Genomic DNA, 21,248 nt, shown 5'->3' with positions numbered 1-21,248 from the left:
TGGGGCCGCTGCGCGCCGGCCGCGACTACCCTTGGATGTATGGCTGAGTCGATCTCCGCGAAGCGGAATGCCGCCGCTGTTGCGAACTTCCTTGCGGCTCAGCGGTATACCCGTGACGAGGTGTTCGCCGAGCCCTGCCCGGTGCCCGACGAAGCCGGCGCTCACGGCTGGTGGTTCCGCGACATCCCGGGCGATATCGATGTCTCCAGCTGCGAACAGCGGGACGGCTGGACACTGCTCTACGTCGGCATCAGTCCCGGTCCGCCGCGGGCCGACGGCAAGCCGCAGACACCCCAGGACCTGCGCAAACGCATTCGCTACCACTTCGGGGCCGGCAATGCCGGTGCGGACGGTTCCACGCTGCGCAAGTCCCTCGGTGTGCTGCTCGGCGATCAGCTCGGCTTCGCGTTGCGCCGGATCGGCTCGGGCAAGCGGCAGACCTTCGCCGGCGGAGAAGCCGTCCTGAACCAGTGGATGGCAGAGAACGCCGCGGTGTCGTGGGTACTGCAACCCGAGCCGTGGTACCTGGAAGCCAAGCTGGTCAGCGCGCTGGAGCTGCCGCTGAACTTCCAGGACAACGCGCGCAACGCGTTCGCGCCGCAGCTCAAGAAGCTGCGACGAGACGCGGCGGTGAAGGCCGACAAGATGCGGGTGCTCGCGGAGTGGTCCTGACGTCCAGCCGGAGGGATTCTGCAAGCTGATCGTGGAGACCACTCGCCGCCAGATCGTCGGGGCTCACGTGCTCGGCGAGTACTCCGCCGAGGTGATCCAGATGGTGGCCACCTGTATGGCGGCGGGGATGCGCATCGAGGACGTCGCGGAGCTCCAGTTCGCCTTCCCCACCTTCACCGAAGGGGTCAACCAAGCCGCACAGATGGTGGTCAACCAACTCGGCGTTCGCCCGATGCCCCGACTCTGGAGCAGCCTCGAAGCAACGCCCCCGGTTTTGGAATGACCCGAGCGGATATGCCTGGTCAGTCGGTTCGTCGCTCGCGGCGCGGCTTCGGGGTGTCCGCGGGACCAGGACGGGAGTGCGGGGGCACGGTTCGCGTGTTGCGCACCGTCTTTCCGAAGCCGGCGACGGTGCTCAAACCCCGGTAGCAGCCGGGGCAGATCGGTTTGCCGTCCTTGTTCACCGACCAGTTCTTGCCCGCGCCCGGACACGGCCTTCCCTTCATGAGTGCATCCTCCTCCGGCGCATCACGCGCTCGCCATCGAGGGGATTGCCGTTCGTGCCAGACCGCCTCTCAGTGTCCAGGCGAGCTGTTGGGCGCGTGCAGTGGTCAGCTGGAGGTCAACTCGCGGCGTGCGACGTGTTGTAGTGGCCGCACACGGTGGACCCGTCGTCGCGCTTGGCTTCACAGGTTCCGTAGGCCCGGCTCGGGTTGTATCCCTTGCAGCTACACAGCGTGCACGCCCCGAACCCCTCTGGACCGACAGTCGCGTCAGACCCTTCGACGTTCTCCGTCATCGAGGCCACCCTTCTCGTTGGATTCGACTTCGGCTGCCATTGTTGCTCCGTCTGGGTTTGGACGCGGGTCAATCGGAGGTCAACAATGCAGTTGGAGGGGCTTCGGCATTAACCGATTGGGTCGGATGTAGGTCATCCGCTTGCTCGTGTGACGACATGGCATGACATTGCCGCCAGCTGACTGCGGTCCAGATTGCGGATCTGAAAGTACTGGAGAACTATGGGTGCTCAGCAGAACGGATCCGCAACGAGGCCCGGTCCTATGCGACGTCAAATCTCCGGTGCGCACTTTAGTTCGGGCACGTCCCTGAACCGCCGGGTGCGGTGAATGCCATGAGTGGCAACAAGCGACGGAAGCTGGTGGCTTGAATTCGCAGGACGTGTCCGTTCAGTTGGCCGTGACCCGGTCGCAGTCGTCGGCAGGCAGCACGACACTGGTGCTATTGACCGGAGGTGGTTGGAAATTCGCGTCCCAGACCCTTCGCTCGGATGTCTGTCGACGATGGGAGAAACCTTGCCACTGCCATCCTTGCGGCCGCTTACGAATGCGACCAACTTGATGCCGCTACGCGCTCACCAGAAGCGACCCCGGAAGTGCCTAGATTAGATCCGCACGCTTCCGAGTATTGCCGACCAGCCCGCGATCCGGCTCGTTTACGGAGAATCGTTTCTGCGGACGGCGTGTCCTCGTCTTACCAGATTGCCGGCGGCAATAACTTTGAAGCGTGGTGGACTCCAGCGATCAAGACGACCTCGAAATCTTCTGGAATGAGACGCAGGAAGAATGGCAAGATGCTGCAGCCGTCATTGACGAGATGTCTCGCCCAGAAGGTCGCGACGCACATTTGGCAGCGCTCTTCGAGGAGATTAACTCGCCAGCCCCAAGTGTGAATCGACGAGTCATATTAGCAGAAATGGCCTACTGGTTTTTCTCTGCACGATACCGGAGTGCTGGCGCTGCCGATGTCATCGATAAACCCGAGCCAGAGGATGGCACGAATGGCGCCTGGACGGTCCACGACTTCATGACGTACCTGGAGCGCGGAGACGAAACGGCGATCAGCCAGCCGCCCCCACTGCGGGATGTGATGCAGGTGCTTCTTGCTATGGAGCGCGCTGGCCTGCTTATAGGTAGTGGTTATGACGAGACCCTGCCGATAATGGGTCAGAAATTTGTTGCCATCGACGAGGATCCGTTTAAGACGATGGGTGAACTTTGGCTAGCAGAAGTTTTCGGAGCCGAGATCACGATTCCTGCGTACAACTCTGCGACCGTTCTCATCACCGGAGATGATGAATACGGCAACTACGCCGGCTCCGGTAGCGGGCTGGTTCTTGATCCGTGGCACGTTATAACGAACCGGCATGTTGTCGAAAAAATGCGACGCAACATAAGGGTGTTTTCTCCGGCGCAACCGGCGGCCGCGCTCAATCGAGGGCCGCGTCGCGCACTCTCAATCCCAATCCATCATTCATGGATTCACTATGAACCTCAATCGGAGGAGTCCCGCGACGATCTGGATGTGGACGTCGCAATCATCGCAATATTTATGGAGCCAATGCTGCCCGCGCTTGTCGGTGCATCACTGACGGATATGACATTTCGAAATCCGAGGTGGGGCGACGGTGTGCATGTTTTCGGATACCCACGAGTGCCTCGGACCACGGATAGCGGCATTACGGTCCACAGCGGCACTGTGGTAAACCCCGCTGCGGATAGCCGAGAGGTCAAAGTGGAACGAGGTGAGGTCGTTAGTGCTGCTAACGAGACCTATCCGGAAATGCGAAAGGTGTTCTTGTACTCCGCAACAACGCGCCCAGGGAACAGTGGTGGGCCGATCGTCGGTGACGACGGTAGGGTGATCGGGCTCGCGATGCAGGACATGCCGAAGACGGATTCAACGGACACCTCCAACCTAGATCGCACTGAGGTGCCGTTTTATACGGGAATACCGGCTTCGGAAGTGGTCCGTGCAATCGCGCGGTTGGCGCAGGCCACAGGGAAGCCAGACCTGGAAATGCTGGCTCAAATGGAAACTTGGGCTTAAGTTTTCGCGCCGCTATTGTTCTGGCTTGCTCGGTTGCACTGCTCGGTTACGCCCGCTAGTAGGCGGTGCAGCTGCGTGGTCGGAGGTGGACACCCTTGGCGTCACATTCGCCGATAGCGAAGGCGATCGGTGGCGGCAAGTGGGCAGGCAGGCCCTGAACGCGCTTGATCGCTTGTATCCGACAATAAAGGCGGCGTGGATCGACACCTGGCGGCTCCCCGCCGCACCGCCGGGGACCGTGAAGATCGTCGTCGGGGTGGACCCCGCCGACTCCGGCCAGGGCGATGAGACCGGCATCATCGCCGCCGCGCTGACCGCCGATGGCGTGGTGGCGCTGATCGCCGACGTGTCGGGCCGGATGACCTCCGACGCCTGGGCGGTGCGGGCCGTGCAACTCGCAGCCGACGTGGGTGCCAGCGAGATCGCTGTCGAGGCGTTCGCGGCGCGTGCCACGTACACCCGGCTGGTCACCGAGGTGCTGGCCCGGTTCCGCGTCAACCGGCCCATCAAGGTGACCGGCTGGCCACCAAAGGGCACCGACCGGGGCAAGGGCGATGCCGTGGCACGTTCGACCGGCCTGCTGGCCGCGATGGGGACCGGGCGCGCCCGGGTGGCGGGGTTCCTGCCCGACTTCGAGGCCCAGGCGGTGACCTGGGAAGCCGGGCAGCACCAACCCGACCGGGTGGCGGCGGCGGTCGCGGCCTACGACGTTCTGGCCCACGCCATCGGCCAACAGATGCACATCGTCAGCCCCATCGACACCGCCCGCCGTGCGAGGGAAGGCAAGATTCCACCGCCGCCACCGTGGATGCGCCGCCGAATCGGCGGGTAGCTGCAGCGGGATTCGGTGAAAATGCACTTATGAACCCCGCGGGTACCGTCCGCGCCGTGTCTTCTCGCGCAAGCGGTCGCTACAAGCTCAGCGCGCGATCGCGTCGATGGCATCTGCCCACTGTGGCAGGTGGATATGCGCGTCGATCGCTTTGCGTCTCAACGCACTTGGTATCGAGAGCGTATTGAGCGCCTCGCTGAACTCCCGGTTCGTTTGCCGTAGGCGTTGCGCAATCACCGCTGGCGACAACCCGTCACAGTCATTGATCTCTGTTTGTCGGCACCTGACGGAATGGGCCATCAGGTCGTGGTAGTCAAGCGCCGCAGGTGACCCTGAATACACAGCCGAGTTCACCAGCTCGGGGGCTTCGTTCCAAAGGAATTCGGCGAGGTCGGTTGCAACGTATCGGTGTACCCGCGGTAAGTAGAAGCGAGCCGGTGGCGGACCGGAACTAGGCAGTTCCTTCCATTGGCGACTCTCGCCGTAACCGATCCCATGCGATGATCCTGCGAGCCCAAACTGACCCATCACGACTGAGAAGTAGCCACCGTAGAGCGCCCAGGTGCCTAAGCCGCGCTCTTTCGCTCCGCGGATGGCGCGACCGTAGCGAACCAGATCTTCAACCGAGGATTCGAGTTCGTGCAAGTTATCCACCCAGATGAACACGCCTGGTTCAGACGCCGCAGGCTGGGTAAGTAGTTGCTCAAGTGCAGCAGTGGATTTCGCCGCAACAACCCGAAACACGCCAATATCCGTCGGTATGGCCTGAGCAGCGGCGATAGTGTGCGCGTATAAACGTTCCGAGACGTCCCACCAACCATCGTCTATTCCGCTGGACATGACGTAGGGGGCGAGGATCAAGCGTGGCACTTGGCTGTTGGTGGGCGCGATCTCGCGCCCCAGTCGCTTGGCATATTTGGCGAAGTGCTTGGAGCTTACAGTTGTATAACCAGCATTGAATTCAACCCAACTGCGGGCAATCACTTGGCATCGAGCATCGTCGAACTCGTCTGCTGTAGGGGCGGAGTGCTCGCTTACCAGAGACGGATCGCCGAGGACGGTAGCCAGACTGACGTGCGACTTCTTCGGTGTGGATAGTCGATTTTGAAATAGCGGGAATCTCGGATCGATGATGTACGGCTTCTGGTGCGCTGCCGAAAGAGTTAACACAAACCCTTTCGTGCCATCGGCCTGGAACGCCGCTACGGTGCCAGGCACCAGCAGTCCATCGTAAAAATCCGTCAACGTCCGAGCTGTCAGCTGATCCGTTGAGCCGTAACTCAGATAGTGCTCGAAGGCCATTATCGGAATCTCCTGTGAGACAGTTTGAGTGCTAGGCGGCGCTTCGCTTCAGTATTTCCACCACGTGAGGGTCGTCCGCTCAATTGGATACGCACACCGCTTTCGTCCACAACTAGGACTCCTACGCCGAACTTTGAGCAGTGATCTAGATTCCTCGGACTAACTTCGCGCGCAACAACGATCCACGATTTGTCGAAGCTGAGGGCATTGTAGGTAGCCTGCTCAATTGCTCGGCTGACGTTGCCGATCTTGAGCTCGTAAGCCGATGTTATTCCGGAGACGGTGCGCGTCACGATATCGACACGCCTACCGTTCCAAGGGAATTCGTGAACGATGAGAGTGTCATGTCTTATCCGCCCGGAAGTCGCTAAGAAGCGCATCAGTGGGGCTTCGAGGCGGCGCTCGGCTGGAAGTTCCGGCAACACTGAAATCGTCATAGCTCATCCGGCTCATTCGCGATGATCTCCGCCGAAGTGAGTCGGCGGTCGAAATAGAAGTGAGCCGCAATTACGACAACTGCTAGCAACACCCCACCCCCCGCACACCCACACGCGATGACCAGGGCAGGAGGCCACTCCCACCAGTTGGCATAGTAGGTTGTGCCGATCGAGGTTCCAATAACATACAGTCCAACCGCGATAGGCGCGATGCCCGCGGTTTTGATCATCGACTTGAGCCATCGATCGAGATTTGCCCGCAGCCGTATGGCGTCCTGAAACTCGGTCACATAGCGAACTAACTGTTGCGGATCGCCCACCGCTAGCGAGGGATCGAACGGCGCGCCGGCCTCGCCGATAAGGCGAGTGGCTTCGTCGCGCAGAATTCGGATTCGACGGTACGCACGTTCGGCCAATGCTGCGCCGCAAAGCGTGGCCCGCTGGTGCCATTTATCGTGCAGGTCGCCCCGAAACGATGATGCCTTGGGAAAGATCAACAGTGCTGGCACAACGATCGCCGCAGCAATGCCAAGCACAGTCAAACGGTCCAAGGCGTCACTGCCCGAGAACAGAGTCTCGAATGACGGACTTTGTCGTGAACTCGTCGTACCGTTCATATACATAACGAACGAGTTGCCTCAGCGGTATGTCCGCGAATTGCGCCTTGAACTCAGATATCTCATTCAGTTTGTCCGGCCCTATTTCAGATGCCAAAGCGTTGAAGTATTCCCAGCCAACATCGGTCAGCTTGAAGTCCCGCGTTGCGTAAGGGTCTATGTCGCTGCGATCGAAGATGGCGTTTTCTTTTTCCCAGCTGTCTTCCTCGTCGGCCGACTGTTTGGCGGAGTCGGTAAGCAGGCCGGCCCCCGCAAGCAGATCAACAGCTTGGTAGACCTTGGACGAGAACGGTCCGTAGTTGTAAGCCTTGAACTCAGCATCTTCGGTCAGCCATTTGCCCGCAGATGTTTCGCGCTCAAGCAGGAACAGCAGCTTCTCGAGCCGTGTCACACCCTGCATTTCGCCGGTCTCGCCCGTCGGACGATTCTGACTGGGTGCGCCAAGCAGAAGGACGATCGCGTCATCAATCTCGAAGTTAGTGTCGGTGTCGATGGTCATGGTCTCTCCCCGGGGCCGCGTGTGCCGCTATGCCGCTATGCCGCTAGGCTAGCAAGGCCAGGAGACAGTGTTCGGTCGTCCGGCTACCTGTGTCTAACTGCCGAAATAGCGCGGTTGCGCTGCGATAGCGTTCCGCACCTGCATGGATGTTGTCGTATGTGAGCGGCGGAAGGTCGTCCACACCATCCGCCTGATGAGGGCGCTGCGGTAGTCCCTGGGCCCACCGGGGCAGCTCGTCCATCACGTCACTGGGGCCCGGCCCAGGGGGCTGAATCGCACGCATGTTGCACGCGATGGTCAGAAATACCGTCTGACCTGGTGCCCCCGGCAGGATTCGAACCTGCGGCCTTCCGCTCCGGAGGCGGACGCTCTATCCCCTGAGCTACGGGGGCGCGTGCTGGATCAGCTGCGCCGAATGGGCCTGCACAGACTAACGCATCTTGTGGGGCGTCCCGTCAACGGACAGATCGCCGGCCGCGACGCCGAAAAAAGCGCCTCGCCCCGCAGCGCGACGCCGTAATGGATTCGGGGCGCGATGACCCCAGACCATAGGATGGACCCCCGTGACCCCCGCCGATCTGGCTGAGCTGCTCAGGACCACCGCTGCCGCGGTGCTGGCCGAGCACGCCCTCGACCCCGCCGCGCTGCCTGCGACCGTCACCGTCGAGCGTCCCCGCAACCCCGAGCACGGCGACTACGCCACCAACCTGGCCCTGCAACTGGGCAAGAAGGTCGGCGCCAACCCGCGTGAGCTGGCCGGCTGGCTGGCCGCGGCGCTGGCCGACCAGCGTGGCATCGCGGCCGCCGACGTCGCCGGACCCGGGTTCGTCAACCTCCGGATCGAGGCGTCGGCCCAGAACGTCATCGTCGGGAACGTCATCGCCGCGGGCACCGGCTACGGCACCTCGGCGGAGCTGGACGTCAAGGTCAACCTCGAGTTCGTCTCGGCCAACCCCACCGGTCCCATCCACATCGGCGGGACCAGGTGGGCGGCTGTCGGCGACGCGTTGGGCCGGCTGCTGAGCACCCAGGGCGCCCAGGTGGTACGGGAGTACTACTTCAACGACCACGGCGCGCAGATCGACCGGTTCACCAACTCGTTGATCGCCGCCGCCAAGGGCGAGCCCGCCCCCGAGGACGGCTACGCCGGTTCCTACATCGCCGACATCGCCTCGGCGGTGCTCGAGAAGGAACCCGACGCGCTGGGCCTGCCCGAGGCCGAGATGCGTGAGACCTTCCGCGCGGTCGGCGTGAACCTGATGTTCAACCACATCAAGGAATCGCTGCACCAGTTCGGCACCGACTTCGACGTCTACACCCACGAAGACTCGATGCACACCTCCGGTCGCGTCGAGCAGGCCATCGCCAAGCTGCGCGAGACCGGCAGCATCTACGAGTCCGACGGCGCAGTCTGGTTGCGCACCACCGACTTCGGTGACGACAAGGATCGCGTCGTGATCAAGAGCGACGGTCAGCCCGCCTACATCGCAGGCGACCTCGCGTACTTCCTGGACAAGCGGCAACGCGGTTTCGACCTGTGCATCTACATGCTCGGCGCCGACCACCACGGCTACATCGCCCGCCTGAAGGCCGCCGCCGCAGCGCTCGGTGACGATCCCGACACCGTCGAGGTGCTCATCGGCCAGATGGTCAACCTGGTCCGCGACGGACAACCGGTGCGGATGAGCAAGCGGGCCGGCACCGTCATCACGCTCGACGACCTCGTCGACGCGATCGGGGTGGACGCCGCCCGCTACGCACTGATCCGCAGTTCGGTCGACACCCCGATCGACATCGACCTGGCGCTGTGGTCGTCGGCGTCGGCGGAGAACCCGGTGTACTACGTGCAGTACGCCCACGCGCGGCTGTCGGCGCTGGCCCGCAACGCCGCCGAACTGGGCATCACGCCCGGCACGGACCATCTCGACCTGTTGACCCACGACAAGGAAGGCACGCTGATCCGCAACATCGGCGAGTTTCCCCGGGTCTTGAAGACCGCCGCCGACCTGCGTGAGCCCCACCGGGTGTCGCGCTATCTGGAAGACCTGGCCGGCGACTACCACCGCTTCTACGATTCCTGCCGGGTGCTCCCGCAGGGTGACGAGGAGCCAGGCCCGCTGCACGCGGCGCGTCTGGCGCTGTGTCAGGCCACCCGCCAGGTCATCGCCAACGGACTGAACATCCTCGGTGTCAGCGCTCCGGAGCGGATGTGAACGCGCATCCCGCCGGCCCCCGGCACGCCGAAGAGATCCACCACGGCGGGGCGCCCGACCGCCCGCGCGACGCCGCCGAAGTGCTGGCGCTGGCGCCGAATGTATGGCCGGACAATGCCGCCCGCGGTGACGACGGGGTGGTGTCGATAGCCGGGGTGCCGGTCACCGAGATCGCCGCGGAGTTCGGCACGCCGGTGTTCGTCATCGACGAGGCCGACTTCCGGGCACGCTGCCGCGACATCTCGACCGCGTTCGGCGGTGGCGAGTCCGTCCGCTACGCCGCCAAGGCGTTTCTGTGCACCGAGGTGGCCCGCTGGGTCGACGAGGAAGGCCTGTCCCTCGACGTCGCCAGCGGGGGAGAGCTCGCGGTCGCCCTGCACGCCGGGTTCCCGGCCGAGCGGATCGCGTTGCACGGCAACAACAAATCCGTGGTGGAGCTGACGGCGGCGGTCGACAGCGGTGTCGGGCACGTGGTGCTGGACTCGATGATCGAGATCGATCGCCTCGACCGGATCGCGGGGGCGGCAGGCGTCGTGCAGGACGTGCTGGTGCGCGTCACGGTCGGGGTCGAGGCGCACACCCACGAGTTCATCTCCACCGCCCACGAGGACCAGAAGTTCGGGTTGTCGCTGGCCAGTGGCGCCGCCATGGCTGCGGTGCGCGCGGTCTTCCAGGCCGACCATCTGCGCCTGGTCGGCCTGCACAGCCACATCGGCTCGCAGATCTTCGACGTGGCGGGCTTCGAGTTGGCCGCCCACCGGGTGATCGGCTTGCTCAGAGATGTCGTCGCCGAGTTCGGTGTCGACAAGACCGCGCAGATCGCGATCGTCGACCTCGGGGGCGGACTGGGCATCTCCTACCTCCCGGAGGACCATCCGCCGCCGATGAAGGAACTGGCCGACAAGCTGCAGGCGATCGTGCGCAGCGAGTCCGCGGCCGTGGGTCTGCCCGCACCCACACTGGTGGTCGAACCGGGGCGTGCGATCGCCGGACCGGGCACCATCACCCTCTACGAGGTCGGCACCGTGAAAGACGTGGCCGTCGCATCCGACAGGCACCGGCGGTACGTGAGCGTCGACGGCGGGATGAGCGACAACATCCGGACCTCGCTCTACGGCGCGGAGTACGACGTGCGGCTGCTTTCGCGGGTCAGCGAAGCCGCACCGACGCTGTCCCGCGTTGTCGGGAAGCACTGCGAGAGCGGCGATATCGTCGTGCGCGACGCATGGATGCCCGACGACGTGACTCCGGGCGACCTACTGGGGGTCGCCGCGACCGGCGCATACTGCTATTCGATGTCGAGCCGCTACAACCTGATCGGCCGGCCGGCCGTCGTGGCCGTGCGCGACGGGCGGACACGCCTGATCCTGCGCCGGGAGACGGTCGATGATCTCTTGAGTTTGGAAGTGAGGTGAGCGTGAGTAACGCAATCGGCGTAGCCGTGCTGGGTCTGGGCAATGTCGGCAGCCAGGTGGTGCGCATCATCAACGAGAGCGCCGCGGATCTGACCGCCCGTATCGGAGCACCACTGGCGATCCGCGGCATCGGCGTGCGTCGGGTGGACGGCGACCGCGGCGTTCCGGTCGAGTTGCTCACCGACAACATCGAGGAACTGGTGTCCCGCGACGACGTCGACATCGTCGTCGAACTCATGGGCCCGGTGGAACCTGCCCGCAAGGCCATCCTGACCGCGCTCGAGCAGGGCAAATCGGTGGTGACCGCCAACAAGGCGCTGATGGCGGTGTCCACCGGCGAACTCGCCCAGGCCGCCGAGAACGCACGTGTAGACCTGTATTTCGAGGCGGCCGTCGCCGGCGCCATCCCCGTCGTCCGCCCGCTGACCCAGTCGCTGGCCGGTGACACCGTCCTGCGGGTGGCCGGGATCGTCAACGGCACCACCAACTACATCCTCTCCGAGATGGACAGCACCGGCGCCGACTACGCCTCGGCGCTCGCCGACGCCTGCTCGCTCGGCTACGCGGAGGCGGATCCGACCGCGGACGTCGAGGGCTACGACGCCGCGGCTAAAGCGGCCATCCTGGCGTCGATCGCATTCCACACCCGGGTTACCACCGAGGACGTCTACCGCGAAGGCATCAGCACCGTCACCGCCGCCGACTTCGAGTCCGCGCGCGCCCTCGGGTGCACGATCAAGCTGCTGGCGATCTGCGAACGGCTCACCAGCGACGAGGGACAGCAGCGGGTTTCGGCCCGCGTCTACCCGGCGCTGGTGCCCCTGGATCATCCGTTGGCCTCGGTCAACGGTGCGTTCAACGCGGTGGTCGTCGAAGCCGAAGCGGCAGGGCGGCTGATGTTCTACGGCCAGGGCGCCGGAGGCGCGCCGACGGCGTCGGCGGTGTTGGGTGATCTGGTGATGGCGGCCCGGAACCGGGTGCAGGGTGGTCGCGGACCCCGCGAGTCCAAGTACGCCAAGTTGCCGGTGGCCCCGATCGGGTTCATCCCCACCCGCTACTACGTCAACATGAACGTCGCGGACCGGCCGGGCGTCCTGTCCGCCGTCGCAGCGGAGTTCAGCAAGCGCGAGGTCAGCATCGCCGAGGTGCGCCAGGAGGGCATGGTCGACGACGGGGGCCAGCGCTGCGGTGCGCGCATCGTCGTCGTCACCCACCAGGCCACGGACGCGGCACTCTCGGAAACGGTTGCGGCGCTGGCTGACCTGGAGGTCGTGCAGAGTATCAACAGCGTGCTGCGCATGGAAGGGACCACAAAGTGAGTACCACCGCCCCCCGAGCCGTGCATCAGCCCTGGCCCGGCCTGATCGAGGCCTACCGTGACCGGTTGCCTGTCGACGACAGCTGGACACCGATCACGCTGCGCGAGGGCGGCACGCCGCTGCTGCCGGCGCCCCGGTTGTCCGAATACACCGGGTGCACCGTGCATCTGAAGGTCGAAGGGCTCAACCCGACCGGGTCGTTCAAGGACCGCGGCATGACGATGGCGGTGACCGAGGCGGTGGCCCGCGGGCAGCAGGCGGTGCTGTGCGCCTCCACGGGCAACACGTCGGCGTCGGCGGCGGCGTATGCGGCGCGCGCGGGGATCACCTGTGCAGTGCTGGTACCGCAGGGCAAGATCGCCATGGGCAAGCTGGCCCAGGCCGTCATGCACGGTGCGAAGATCATCCAGATCGACGGCAACTTCGACGACTGCCTCGAGCTCGCCCGCAAGCTCACCTCCGACTTCCCGAGCGTGTCACTTGTCAACTCGGTCAACCCGTTTCGTATCGAAGGGCAGAAGACCGCGGCGTTCGAGATCGTCGACGCGCTCGGCGACGCACCCGACGTGCATGCATTGCCCGTCGGCAACGCCGGCAACATCACGGCCTACTGGAAGGGCTACACCGAGTATCACCGCGACGGTCTGGCCACCCGGTTGCCGCAGATGCTGGGTACGCAGGCGGCCGGAGCGGCGCCGCTGGTCCTCGGTGAGCCGGTCAGCGACCCCGAGACCATCGCCACCGCCATCCGGATCGGTTCGCCGGCGTCGTGGACCTCGGCGGTGGAAGCGCAGCAGGAGTCCAAGGGTCGCTTCCTCGCCGCCACCGACGAGGAGATCCTCGCCGCCTACCATCTGGTGGCACGGGCGGAGGGCGTCTTCGTCGAACCCGCTTCGGCGGCGAGCATCGCGGGGCTGCTGAAGTCGATAGAAGACGGCTGGGTCGCCAAGGGTTCCACCGTCGTGTGCACCGTGACCGGCAACGGGCTCAAGGATCCCGACACCGCCCTGAAGGGGATGCCCGCAGTGATCCCGGTACCCGTCGATCCCGTGGCCGTGGTCGCCAAGCTCGGCCTGGTCTAGAACGGACTCCAGTGACACGCACCCTGCCATCCGGGCTGACGGCCACCGCTGTGGTTGCGGCCTCGAGTGCCAACCTCGGGCCCGGTTTCGACAGCATGGGACTCGCGCTGAGTCTCTACGATGAGATCGAGGTCGAGACAACGGAATCCGGTCTCGTCGTCGAAGTCGACGGGGAAGGGGCCGGACAGGTCCCGCTGGACAGTTCCCACCTGGTGGTGCGTGCCATCGAGCGTGGTCTGCGTGAAGTCGGCGCTGCCGCGCCGGGCTTGATCGTCCGTTGCCGCAACGACATTCCGCATTCCCGTGGACTGGGATCCTCCGCCGCGGCCGTCGTCGGCGGTCTCGCCGTCGCCAGTGGCCTTGCTGCGCAGAACGGTTCGGCCGCACTCACGCCGGAGCAGCTGGTCCAGGTGTCCGCCGAGTTCGAGGGTCACCCCGACAACGCGGCAGCGGCGGTGCTCGGCGGGGCGGTGGTGTCCTGGACGGAGTCCGGCGCTGAACGCCCGCACTACGCGGCCGCCCCGCTGGTCTTGCACCCCGACATCAACGTGTTCACCGCAGTGCCGCAGGAGCGTTCGTCGACCGCGGAGACCCGGGTGCTGCTGCCCGAGCAGATCAGCCACACCGACGCACGCTTCAACCTCAGCCGGGCGGCGCTGCTCGTCGTCGCCCTCACCCAGCGACCCGACCTGCTCATGGCGGCCACCGAGGACGTCCTGCACCAACCGCAGCGGGCGCCCGCCATGCCCGCGTCGGCGGAATACCTGGCAGTGTTCCGCCGTTGTGGCATTGCAGCGGTGCTTTCCGGCGCTGGACCTGCAGTGCTGGCATTGAGCACCGACCCGGACCTGCCGGCGGACGTTGTCGACTACGGCCGCGATCACGGCTTCGCCGTCAGCAAGATGTCGGTGGGCAACGGGGTGAGCTGGACATCCGGCGTAGCGGCCCGGCCCTAGCGCGACCGCGACGCGGGAGCAACATCCGTAACATGCGAATCACGGCGTTTCTTGCTTCCGGCCCGGATGCGGGTTATTCTCGCTCTCGTCCAGCAATCGCAGCGTCTGAAGCTGCGCCGACACTAGGACGACCACTCTTCTTTCAGGTGTTCAAATTAGTGGACTGACGGTTTGCCGTTTCGGCGAAACCCGGCGATCACCGTTGCAGTGGCAATGGTGTGACCTTCGCGTTCAGCAGTTTGGCTGAGCGCACCGAACCCCCGCGTGACTCGATCAGCGAGGGAAGAAAGGAAATCCGTGACTGATACGGACCTCATCACGGCTGGTGGCAGCGCTGAAGGCAATGAGCTGCCGAAAACCGTGACTGCGGACAGCACTTCTCCCGCGGAGCCCAAGGCTGCGGAGAATGCTCCGACGGCAGCGGCCCCCGAGAGCTCCACCGGAGCCGGCTCGGGCACCCGCCGCGGTGCTCTGACCAGCATGGTGCTGCCTGAGTTGCGCGCCCTGGCCAAGGAGATCGGCGTAGACGGCGCCTCCGGTATGCGTAAGAGCGAGCTGATCGCCGCCATCCGTGAGCGCCGTGGCGAGTCCAATGGCCGTTCCGCGGGCAAAGCGGAGAGCAGCGCCGCCGGCGAGCCCGCCGCCTCTTCCGCGCCCGCCGAGAGTGCCCCTGCCGCCGACTCCAGCCCGGACTCCAGCGCAGGCTCGCCGGAACAGACCAACCCCGAGGCCCAGCCCCAGCAGCGCCGGGAGCGCCGGTCGGCCTCCCGCGGCGCCGGCGGACCCACCAACCAGGATCAGGCCAAGGACCAGGACAAGGGCGGCCAGAACCAGGTCAAGGACCAGAACCAGGCGCCCAAGTCCGAGGGCAACAGGCCTGACAAGTCTGAAAAGGCCGACGGCAACAAGTCCGAAGGCAACAAGTCGGACAGGGACAACCGGGATTCCGAGAACCGCGGCAACCGCGATTCCGACAATCGCAACGACAATCGCAACGACAATCGCGGTGACAACCGTGGCGACAATTCCGACCAGCAGGGCGGTCAGAACCGGGGCGGCAACGCCGACGATGACGGCGAAGGCCGTCAGGGCAGGCGCGGCCGCCGGTTCCGTGATCGGCGGCGGCGGGACCGTGGCGGCGACGGCGGCGGTGGCGGTGGCGGCGAGCGCGACACCGAGCTTCGCGAGGACGACGTAGTCCAGCCCGTCGCAGGCATTCTCGACGTTCTCGACAACTACGCGTTCGTGCGTACCTCCGGATATCTGGCGGGGCCGAACGACGTCTACGTCTCGATGAACATGGTGCGCAAGAACGGTCTGCGCCGCGGTGACGCGGTCACCGGGGCGGTGCGGGTGCCCCGCGACGGCGACAACAGCGGGCAAAACTCCCGGCAGAAGTTCAACCCGCTGGTGCGCCTGGACACGGTGAACGGCAAGCCGGTGGAGGAGGCCAGAAAGCGGCCCGAGTTCCAGAAGCTGACTCCGCTGTACCCCAACACGCGGCTGCGCCTGGAGACCACCCCCGACAAGCTGACCACCCGCGTCATCGACCTGATCATGCCGATCGGCAAGGGACAGCGCGCCCTGATCGTGTCACCGCCCAAGGCCGGTAAGACCACGATCATGCAGGACATCGCGAACGCGATCACCAGGAACAACCCGGAGTGCCATCTCATGGTCGTCCTGGTCGACGAGCGTCCCGAAGAGGTCACCGACATGCAGCGCTCGGTCAAGGGCGAGGTGATCGCCTCCACCTTCGACCGCCCGCCGTCAGACCACACCCAGGCCGCCGAACTGGCCATCGAGCGGGCCAAGCGCCTGGTCGAGCAGGGCAAGGACGTCGTGGTGCTGCTGGACTCGATCACCCGCCTGGGTCGCGCGTACAACAACGCGTCGCCGGCGTCGGGCCGAATCCTCTCCGGTGGCGTCGACTCCACGGCGTTGTATCCGCCCAAGAGGTTCCTGGGCGCGGCACGCAACATCGAAGAGGGCGGCTCGCTGACGATCATCGCAACGGCCATGGTCGAGACCGGGTCCACCGGCGACACGGTGATCTTCGAGGAGTTCAAGGGCACCGGTAACGCGGAGCTCAAACTGGACCGCAAGATCTCCGAGCGCCGGGTGTTCCCTGCCGTCGACGTCAACCCGTCAGGCACCCGTAAGGACGAGCTGCTGCTGTCCAGCGACGAGTTCGCCGTCGTGCACAAGCTGCGTCGGGTGTTGTCCGGGCTGGATCCGCACCAGGCGATCGACCTGCTGATGAGTCAGTTGCGCAAGACCAAGAACAACTACGAGTTCCTGGTCCAGGTGTCGAAGAACACGCCCGGCGGAAACGACGGCGACTAGAAAGTCACCCTTCGGCCGGGTCGCACTGTAGCGCCGCCACGATGTACCGGCGGGCATGGCGCAGCACCGAGTCGTGATCGTCGACGTCGCAATGTTCGCCCGGCACGGTCGCCAAGCTCATCGTGATCCGCGCGATCCACTCGGCTGCCTCTGCACAGTCGGTGTCCTGATGAATCTCACCGCGGTCGACCGCGGCCTGGACATACGGGACCCAGAAAGCCGCGATCTCGGGGATGAGCCCGCGGACCCCGAGGCCCACGCACGCGGTGAAAGCCTCCGGCTCCTCTTGGCGCAACTTGAGCACGAGCGCGCCGGGGGTCTCGGACTCTCTGCGCGCCAGCGCGATCCCACTGGTGATCTGCTGGTCGAGCCCGGTCACTGCGTCGAGCCGAATTCGTGATTCGGTCCAGAACGCGTCGTTGAGCCGGACGATCGCGGCGCCGAGCAGTTCGGATTTGTCCGGGAAGTGCCGATAGAGCCACCCACGGCTGACCCCGGCCACCTCGGCCACCTCGGACACGGTGGTCGCACGAATCCCTTTGGCAGTCAGACACTGTTCGGCGGCATCGATCAACCGATCACGAACGGATTTGGTCTCGGGTTTCGCCTCGGCGCCGACAGTCACGCCCCTATCTTCGCAAATGTGCGGACATCGGTGGGTCGATGCGCCAGGCCCGCGACGGATCGAGTAGACACGTAGGGCAATCTGTTCACCGACTTCGAAGGGCAGGCGGGTGGCAGAGACAGTTCAGCAGCTACTGCGGGAACGCACCGATGACGACGGCGTGGCGATCAAGTACGAGGGCCGGACGTGGACCTGGCGGGAGCACCTCGACGCCGCGGCACGGCAGGCCGCGGCGCTGATCGGTGTCGCCGACCCGGGCAGACCCCTTCACGTGGGCGTCCTGCTCGACAACACCCCCGACATGCTGACCGCGATGGCCGCCGCAGGGCTCGGGGGATACGTGCTGTGCGGGATCAACAACACCCGACGGGGTGAGTCGCTGGCCCGCGACGTCCGCCGCGCCGACTGCCAGCTCCTGGTGACCGACGACCGTCACCTCCCGCTTCTCGACGGCCTGGACCTGACCGACGTTCGGGTGCTCGTGGTCGGCAGCCCCGAGTGGCGGGACCTCATGCAGCAGGCGGGGGAGTTGAAACCACACCGCGAAGCGGTGGCGGCCGACACCTACATGTTGATCTTCACGTCCGGCACCAGCGGCGACCCGAAGGCTGTCCAGGTCATACACGCGATGGTGCTGCTGGCCGGCGCGGCGCTCGCCGGCCGCTTCGAGTTGACCCGCGACGACGTCTGCTACCTGTCGATGCCGTTGTTCCACAGCAACGCGGTGCTCGCCGGGTGGTCGGTGGCGCTCAATGCAGGTGCCGCGATGGCCCCGGCGCAGTTCACCGCCTCCGGGTTCATCGACGACGTCCGCCGGTACGGCGTCACGTACATGAACTACGTCGGCAAGCCGCTGGCCTACATCCTGGCGAGTCACGAACGGCCCGACGACCTGGACAACCCGTTGCGGGTGGCGTTCGGCAACGAAGCCAGCGACCGCGACATCGAGCAGTTCGCCAGGCGCTTCGGCTGCGCGGTGTGGGACGGTTTCGGTTCGACCGAGAACGCGGTGACGGTGACGCGGGAGGACGGCTGCCCCGCCGGGTCCATCGGCAAGGGTTTCCCCGGGGTGGCCATCTATGACTCCGAGACGCTGACCGAGTGCGCTGTCGCGCGGTTCGACGAACACGGTGCGCTGGCCAATGGAGACGAAGCGATCGGTGAACTGGTCAACACCGAGGGCGCCGGGATGTTCGCGGGCTACTACAACGACCCGGGGGCGACCGGCGAGCGCCTACGCCACGGCATGTTCTGGTCCGGCGACCTGGCCTACCGCGACGCCGACGGCTGGATCTATCTCGCCGGTCGCACCGCGGACTGGATGCGGGTGGACGGCGAGAACATGACGGCGGCGCCGATCGAACGCATCCTGATCCGCCAACCCGCGGTCAGCCAGGTGGCGGTTTACCCGGTGCCCGACGAGCACGTCGGCGACCAGGTGATGGCCGCGATCGTCCTGCAGGACGATGCGACGCTGACGCCGACCGAGTTCGGCGAGTTCCTCGCCGCGCAGCCGGACCTGTCGCCGAAGGCGTGGCCGCGCCACGTCTGGATCGCCGCCGAACTGCCGAGCACCGCCACCAACAAGGTGGTCAAACGGGAGTTGGTCGCGATGGGTGCGCAGCCCGCAGGTCGGGTGCTGTGGAAACGTGCCGGGGACACCTACCGGACTGTCGGCGGGGAATAGGGCCTGCTGCGCGGGCGTTTAGGACACTGGCGGTTGACCTGGCATAATTCATCGCCGACACCTCGGTTCCGGTTCACGCCGCACGCCTCCCAGGACGGGAGGGGCGACCCGGGGCCCACTATCGAAGAGGAAACCATGAAATCGGGCATTCACCCTGACTATGTCGACACCAGCGTGCTGTGTGGTTGCGGCGCCAGCTTCACCACCCGCAGCACCAAGCAGAGCGGACAGATCACTGTCGAGGTCTGCTCGAAGTGCCACCCGTTCTACACCGGCAAGCAGAAGATCCTCGACAGCGGCGGCCGTGTCGCACGCTTCGAGAAGCGCTACGGCAAGCGTGCCGGGGCCAAGGCTGCCGACGACAAGTAGCTCTGGAGATCGGCGCCCGCTCTGCGCTGTCCGCGCAGGCCGGGCGCCGCTTCGTGAGAAGGGGTAGGTAGCAGCAGACGGCGGCAGAGGAGGCGAGGTGACCGACACGGCACCGGCGATCGACGCGATGCTCGCCGAGCACGCCGATCTGGAACGGCGCCTGTCTGATCCCGAACTGCACGCCGACCCGGGGGCCGCACGCAAGGCGGGCCGACGGTTCGCACAGCTCGCGCCCGTGGTCTCCACGTACCGCAAACTCGAGACCGCCCGCGGTGACCTCGAGGCCGCCCGGGAACTGGCCGCCGACGACGACTCGTTCGCCGCCGAGGTCGAGGAACTCACCGCGACCGTGCAGCAACTCGACACCCAGCTCACCGATCTGCTCGCTCCCCGCGATCCTCATGACGCCGACGACATCGTGTTGGAGGTCAAGTCCGGCGAGGGGGGCGAGGAGTCGGCGCTGTTCGCCGCCGACCTCGCCCGGATGTACATCCGCTACGCCGAGCGACACGGCTGGAACGTCACAGTTCTCGGCGAGACGTTCTCCGACCTCGGCGGTTACAAGGACGCGACGCTGTCGATCACCAGCAAGGGGGACAGCGCCGATGGGGTGTGGGCGCGCCTGAAGTTCGAGGGCGGCGTGCACCGGGTGCAGCGGGTGCCGGTCACCGAGTCCCAGGGGCGGGTGCACACGTCGGCTGCCGGCGTGCTGGTCTACCCCGAGCCCGAAGAGGTCGAGCAGGTGCAGATCGACGAGTCCGACCTGCGCATCGACGTCTACCGGTCGTCGGGCAAGGGCGGCCAGGGCGTCAACACCACCGACTCCGCGGTGCGTATCACCCACCTGCCCACCGGCATCGTGGTCACCTGCCAGAACGAACGCTCGCAGCTGCAGAACCGGGCCCGGGCGATGCAGGTACTCGCTGCGCGGCTTCAGCTGCTGGCCGAGGAGCAGGCGTCCGCCGACGCGTCGGCCGACCGCGCCAGCCAGATCCGCACCGTCGACCGCAGCGAACGGATCCGGACCTACAACTTCCCGGAGAACCGGATCGCCGACCACCGCATCAACTTCAAGGCGCACAACCTCGACCAGGTGCTCGACGGCGACATGGATCCACTGCTCGACGCGCTGGCCGTCGCCGACAAGCAATCCAGGTTGCAGAACACGTGACGATTCGACGATGAGAACCCGTCAGCTGCATCACGCGATCGGTGCCGCGACGGAGGCGCTGACCCGCGCCGGCATCGGATCCCCACGGGTGGACGCCGAACTGCTGGCCGCGCATGTAGCCGGAACCGACCGCGGCCGGCTCGCGCTGATCGAACCGGGCCCGGATTTCGTCGAACAGTACGACCGGCTCGTCGCCAAACGCGTCGAGCGGGTGCCGCTGCAGCACCTCATTGGAACCGCCGCATTCGGCGCCGTGACCGTACAGGTGGGCCCGGGCGTGTTCGTCCCGCGCCCGGAGACCGAGTCGCTGCTGGCCTGGGTGCTCACCCAACCGTTGCCGCAGCACCCGACGATCGTGGATCTGTGTACCGGCTCGGGCGCCCTGGCGCTGGCGCTGTGGCACCACCGGCCTGCGGCCCGGGTGATCGCCGTCGACGACTCCGAGGACGCACTGGCCTACGCGCGACGCAACATCGGCGGCACGTCCGTGGAACTGTTGCGTGCCGACGTGACCGGTCCGGATCTACTGACCGAACTCGACGGGACCGTCGACGTGCTGGTGGCCAACCCGCCCTACATTCCCACCGGCGCACGGCTGGAACCCGAAGTGGCCGAACATGACCCACCGCATGCTCTGTTCGGCGGGAAGGACGGGATGGCGGTGGTGACCCACCTTGTCCCACTGGCGGCACGACTGCTGCGTCCGGGCGGTTTCTGCGCCGTCGAGCACGACGACACCACCTCGGCGCTCACGGTCGAAGCATTCACCCACGCAGCACGATTCGTCGAGGTCACAGCACGACACGACCTCACCGGTCGACCCCGCTTCGTGACCGCGGTACGACGCGGGTGAGAGGCT

Annotated in this window: 19 protein-coding genes and 1 tRNA gene; 14 read left to right on the top strand and 6 right to left on the bottom strand. The window is 65.6% G+C overall.

All coding sequences use genetic code 11. The annotated features are described in order from the left end of the window. The first annotated feature begins 39 nt into the window (after positions 1-39). Positions 40-672, top strand: coding sequence for a GIY-YIG nuclease family protein (locus G6N53_RS24735; protein ID WP_163893507.1), 633 nt, complete (start codon positions 40-42; stop codon positions 670-672). A gap of 31 nt (positions 673-703) precedes the next feature. Next, on the top strand, positions 704-955 hold the full coding sequence (locus G6N53_RS24730) for an oxidoreductase dimerization domain-containing protein (protein ID WP_163893505.1): 252 nt from the start codon (positions 704-706) through the stop codon (positions 953-955). Between the two features lie 19 nt (positions 956-974). On the opposite strand, the gene G6N53_RS24725 is transcribed toward G6N53_RS24730, so the two are convergent. Further along, on the bottom strand, positions 975-1,178 hold the full coding sequence (locus G6N53_RS24725) for a hypothetical protein (RefSeq protein ID WP_163893503.1): 204 nt from the start codon (positions 1,176-1,178) through the stop codon (positions 975-977). 1,018 nt (positions 1,179-2,196) lie between these two features. On the opposite strand from G6N53_RS24725, the gene G6N53_RS24720 reads away from it, so the two are divergent. Both G6N53_RS24720 and G6N53_RS24715 read left to right on the top strand, forming a co-directional pair. Next, positions 2,197-3,519 carry a S1 family peptidase gene (locus tag G6N53_RS24720; protein WP_163893501.1) on the top strand — a complete coding sequence of 441 codons (1,323 nt, stop codon included), beginning with the start codon at positions 2,197-2,199 and terminating at the stop codon, positions 3,517-3,519. Positions 3,520-3,691: 172 nt separating this feature from the next. Then, a complete protein-coding gene (locus G6N53_RS24715; protein ID WP_308206851.1) occupies positions 3,692-4,351 on the top strand; it encodes a hypothetical protein in 660 nt (219 codons plus the stop codon). Positions 4,352-4,438: 87 nt separating this feature from the next. On the opposite strand, the gene G6N53_RS24710 is transcribed toward G6N53_RS24715, so the two are convergent. The 4 genes from G6N53_RS24710 to G6N53_RS24695 form a co-directional block, all read right to left on the bottom strand. Then, entirely contained in the window at positions 4,439-5,653 is a 1,215-nt protein-coding gene (locus G6N53_RS24710) for a hypothetical protein (protein WP_163893498.1), read from the bottom strand. A 433-nt stretch (positions 5,654-6,086) separates the two neighbouring features. Further along, positions 6,087-6,626 (bottom strand): hypothetical protein, encoded by a 540-nt coding sequence (locus tag G6N53_RS24705; protein ID WP_163893496.1) that lies wholly within the window; start codon positions 6,624-6,626, stop codon positions 6,087-6,089. A gap of 19 nt (positions 6,627-6,645) precedes the next feature. Further along, complete coding sequence (locus G6N53_RS24700) at positions 6,646-7,206, bottom strand: hypothetical protein (protein WP_163893494.1); 561 nt, start codon at positions 7,204-7,206, stop codon at positions 6,646-6,648. 316 nt (positions 7,207-7,522) lie between these two features. After that, a tRNA-Arg gene (locus G6N53_RS24695) sits at positions 7,523-7,598 on the bottom strand. A gap of 171 nt (positions 7,599-7,769) precedes the next feature. Here G6N53_RS24695 and argS point away from each other — a divergent pair. From argS to rho, 6 genes are all read left to right on the top strand, one after another. Then, on the top strand, positions 7,770-9,419 hold the full coding sequence (argS, locus tag G6N53_RS24690) for an arginine--tRNA ligase (RefSeq protein WP_163893492.1): 1,650 nt from the start codon (positions 7,770-7,772) through the stop codon (positions 9,417-9,419). Beyond that, a complete protein-coding gene (gene lysA / locus G6N53_RS24685; protein WP_163893490.1) occupies positions 9,416-10,834 on the top strand; it encodes a diaminopimelate decarboxylase in 1,419 nt (472 codons plus the stop codon). Before argS ends, lysA begins: the two co-directional genes overlap by 4 nt. 2 nt (positions 10,835-10,836) lie before the next feature. Then, entirely contained in the window at positions 10,837-12,153 is a 1,317-nt protein-coding gene (locus G6N53_RS24680; RefSeq protein ID WP_163893488.1) for a homoserine dehydrogenase, read from the top strand. After that, positions 12,150-13,235, top strand: coding sequence for a threonine synthase (gene thrC, locus G6N53_RS24675; RefSeq protein ID WP_205390453.1), 1,086 nt, complete (start codon positions 12,150-12,152; stop codon positions 13,233-13,235). Before G6N53_RS24680 ends, thrC begins: the two co-directional genes overlap by 4 nt. Positions 13,236-13,246: 11 nt before the next feature. Next, positions 13,247-14,191: a homoserine kinase gene (gene thrB, locus G6N53_RS24670; RefSeq protein WP_163893486.1), complete on the top strand. Its 945-nt coding sequence runs from the start codon at positions 13,247-13,249 to the stop codon at positions 14,189-14,191. Positions 14,192-14,488: 297 nt separating this feature from the next. Then, positions 14,489-16,537: a transcription termination factor Rho gene (gene rho, locus G6N53_RS24665; RefSeq protein WP_163893484.1), complete on the top strand. Its 2,049-nt coding sequence runs from the start codon at positions 14,489-14,491 to the stop codon at positions 16,535-16,537. 4 nt (positions 16,538-16,541) lie between these two features. Here the strand turns inward: rho and G6N53_RS24660 are convergent, their stop codons facing one another. Further along, positions 16,542-17,162: a TetR/AcrR family transcriptional regulator gene (locus G6N53_RS24660; protein WP_163893482.1), complete on the bottom strand. Its 621-nt coding sequence runs from the start codon at positions 17,160-17,162 to the stop codon at positions 16,542-16,544. 109 nt (positions 17,163-17,271) lie between these two features. Between G6N53_RS24660 and fadD1 the strand changes: the two genes are divergently transcribed. The 4 genes from fadD1 (at position 17,272) to prmC (ending at position 21,242) form a co-directional block, all read left to right on the top strand. After that, a complete protein-coding gene (gene fadD1 / locus G6N53_RS24655; RefSeq protein WP_163893481.1) occupies positions 17,272-18,849 on the top strand; it encodes a fatty-acid--CoA ligase FadD1 in 1,578 nt (525 codons plus the stop codon). A gap of 135 nt (positions 18,850-18,984) precedes the next feature. Then, complete coding sequence (rpmE, locus tag G6N53_RS24650; RefSeq protein ID WP_163893479.1) at positions 18,985-19,218, top strand: 50S ribosomal protein L31; 234 nt, start codon at positions 18,985-18,987, stop codon at positions 19,216-19,218. Between the two features lie 97 nt (positions 19,219-19,315). Then, positions 19,316-20,389, top strand: a complete 1,074-nt coding sequence (gene prfA, locus G6N53_RS24645) for a peptide chain release factor 1 (protein WP_163893477.1) — start codon at positions 19,316-19,318, stop codon at positions 20,387-20,389. Between the two features lie 10 nt (positions 20,390-20,399). Next, a complete protein-coding gene (gene prmC, locus G6N53_RS24640; protein WP_163893475.1) occupies positions 20,400-21,242 on the top strand; it encodes a peptide chain release factor N(5)-glutamine methyltransferase in 843 nt (280 codons plus the stop codon). Positions 21,243-21,248 lie beyond the last annotated feature (6 nt).

Origin of the sequence: Mycolicibacterium hippocampi (assembly GCF_010723735.1) — a bacterium.
In the GTDB taxonomy this organism is placed as follows: domain Bacteria; phylum Actinomycetota; class Actinomycetes; order Mycobacteriales; family Mycobacteriaceae; genus Mycobacterium; species Mycobacterium hippocampi.
Note: the sequence above shows the minus strand (reverse complement) of the source record. Positions and strands in the feature narration are given on the sequence as shown.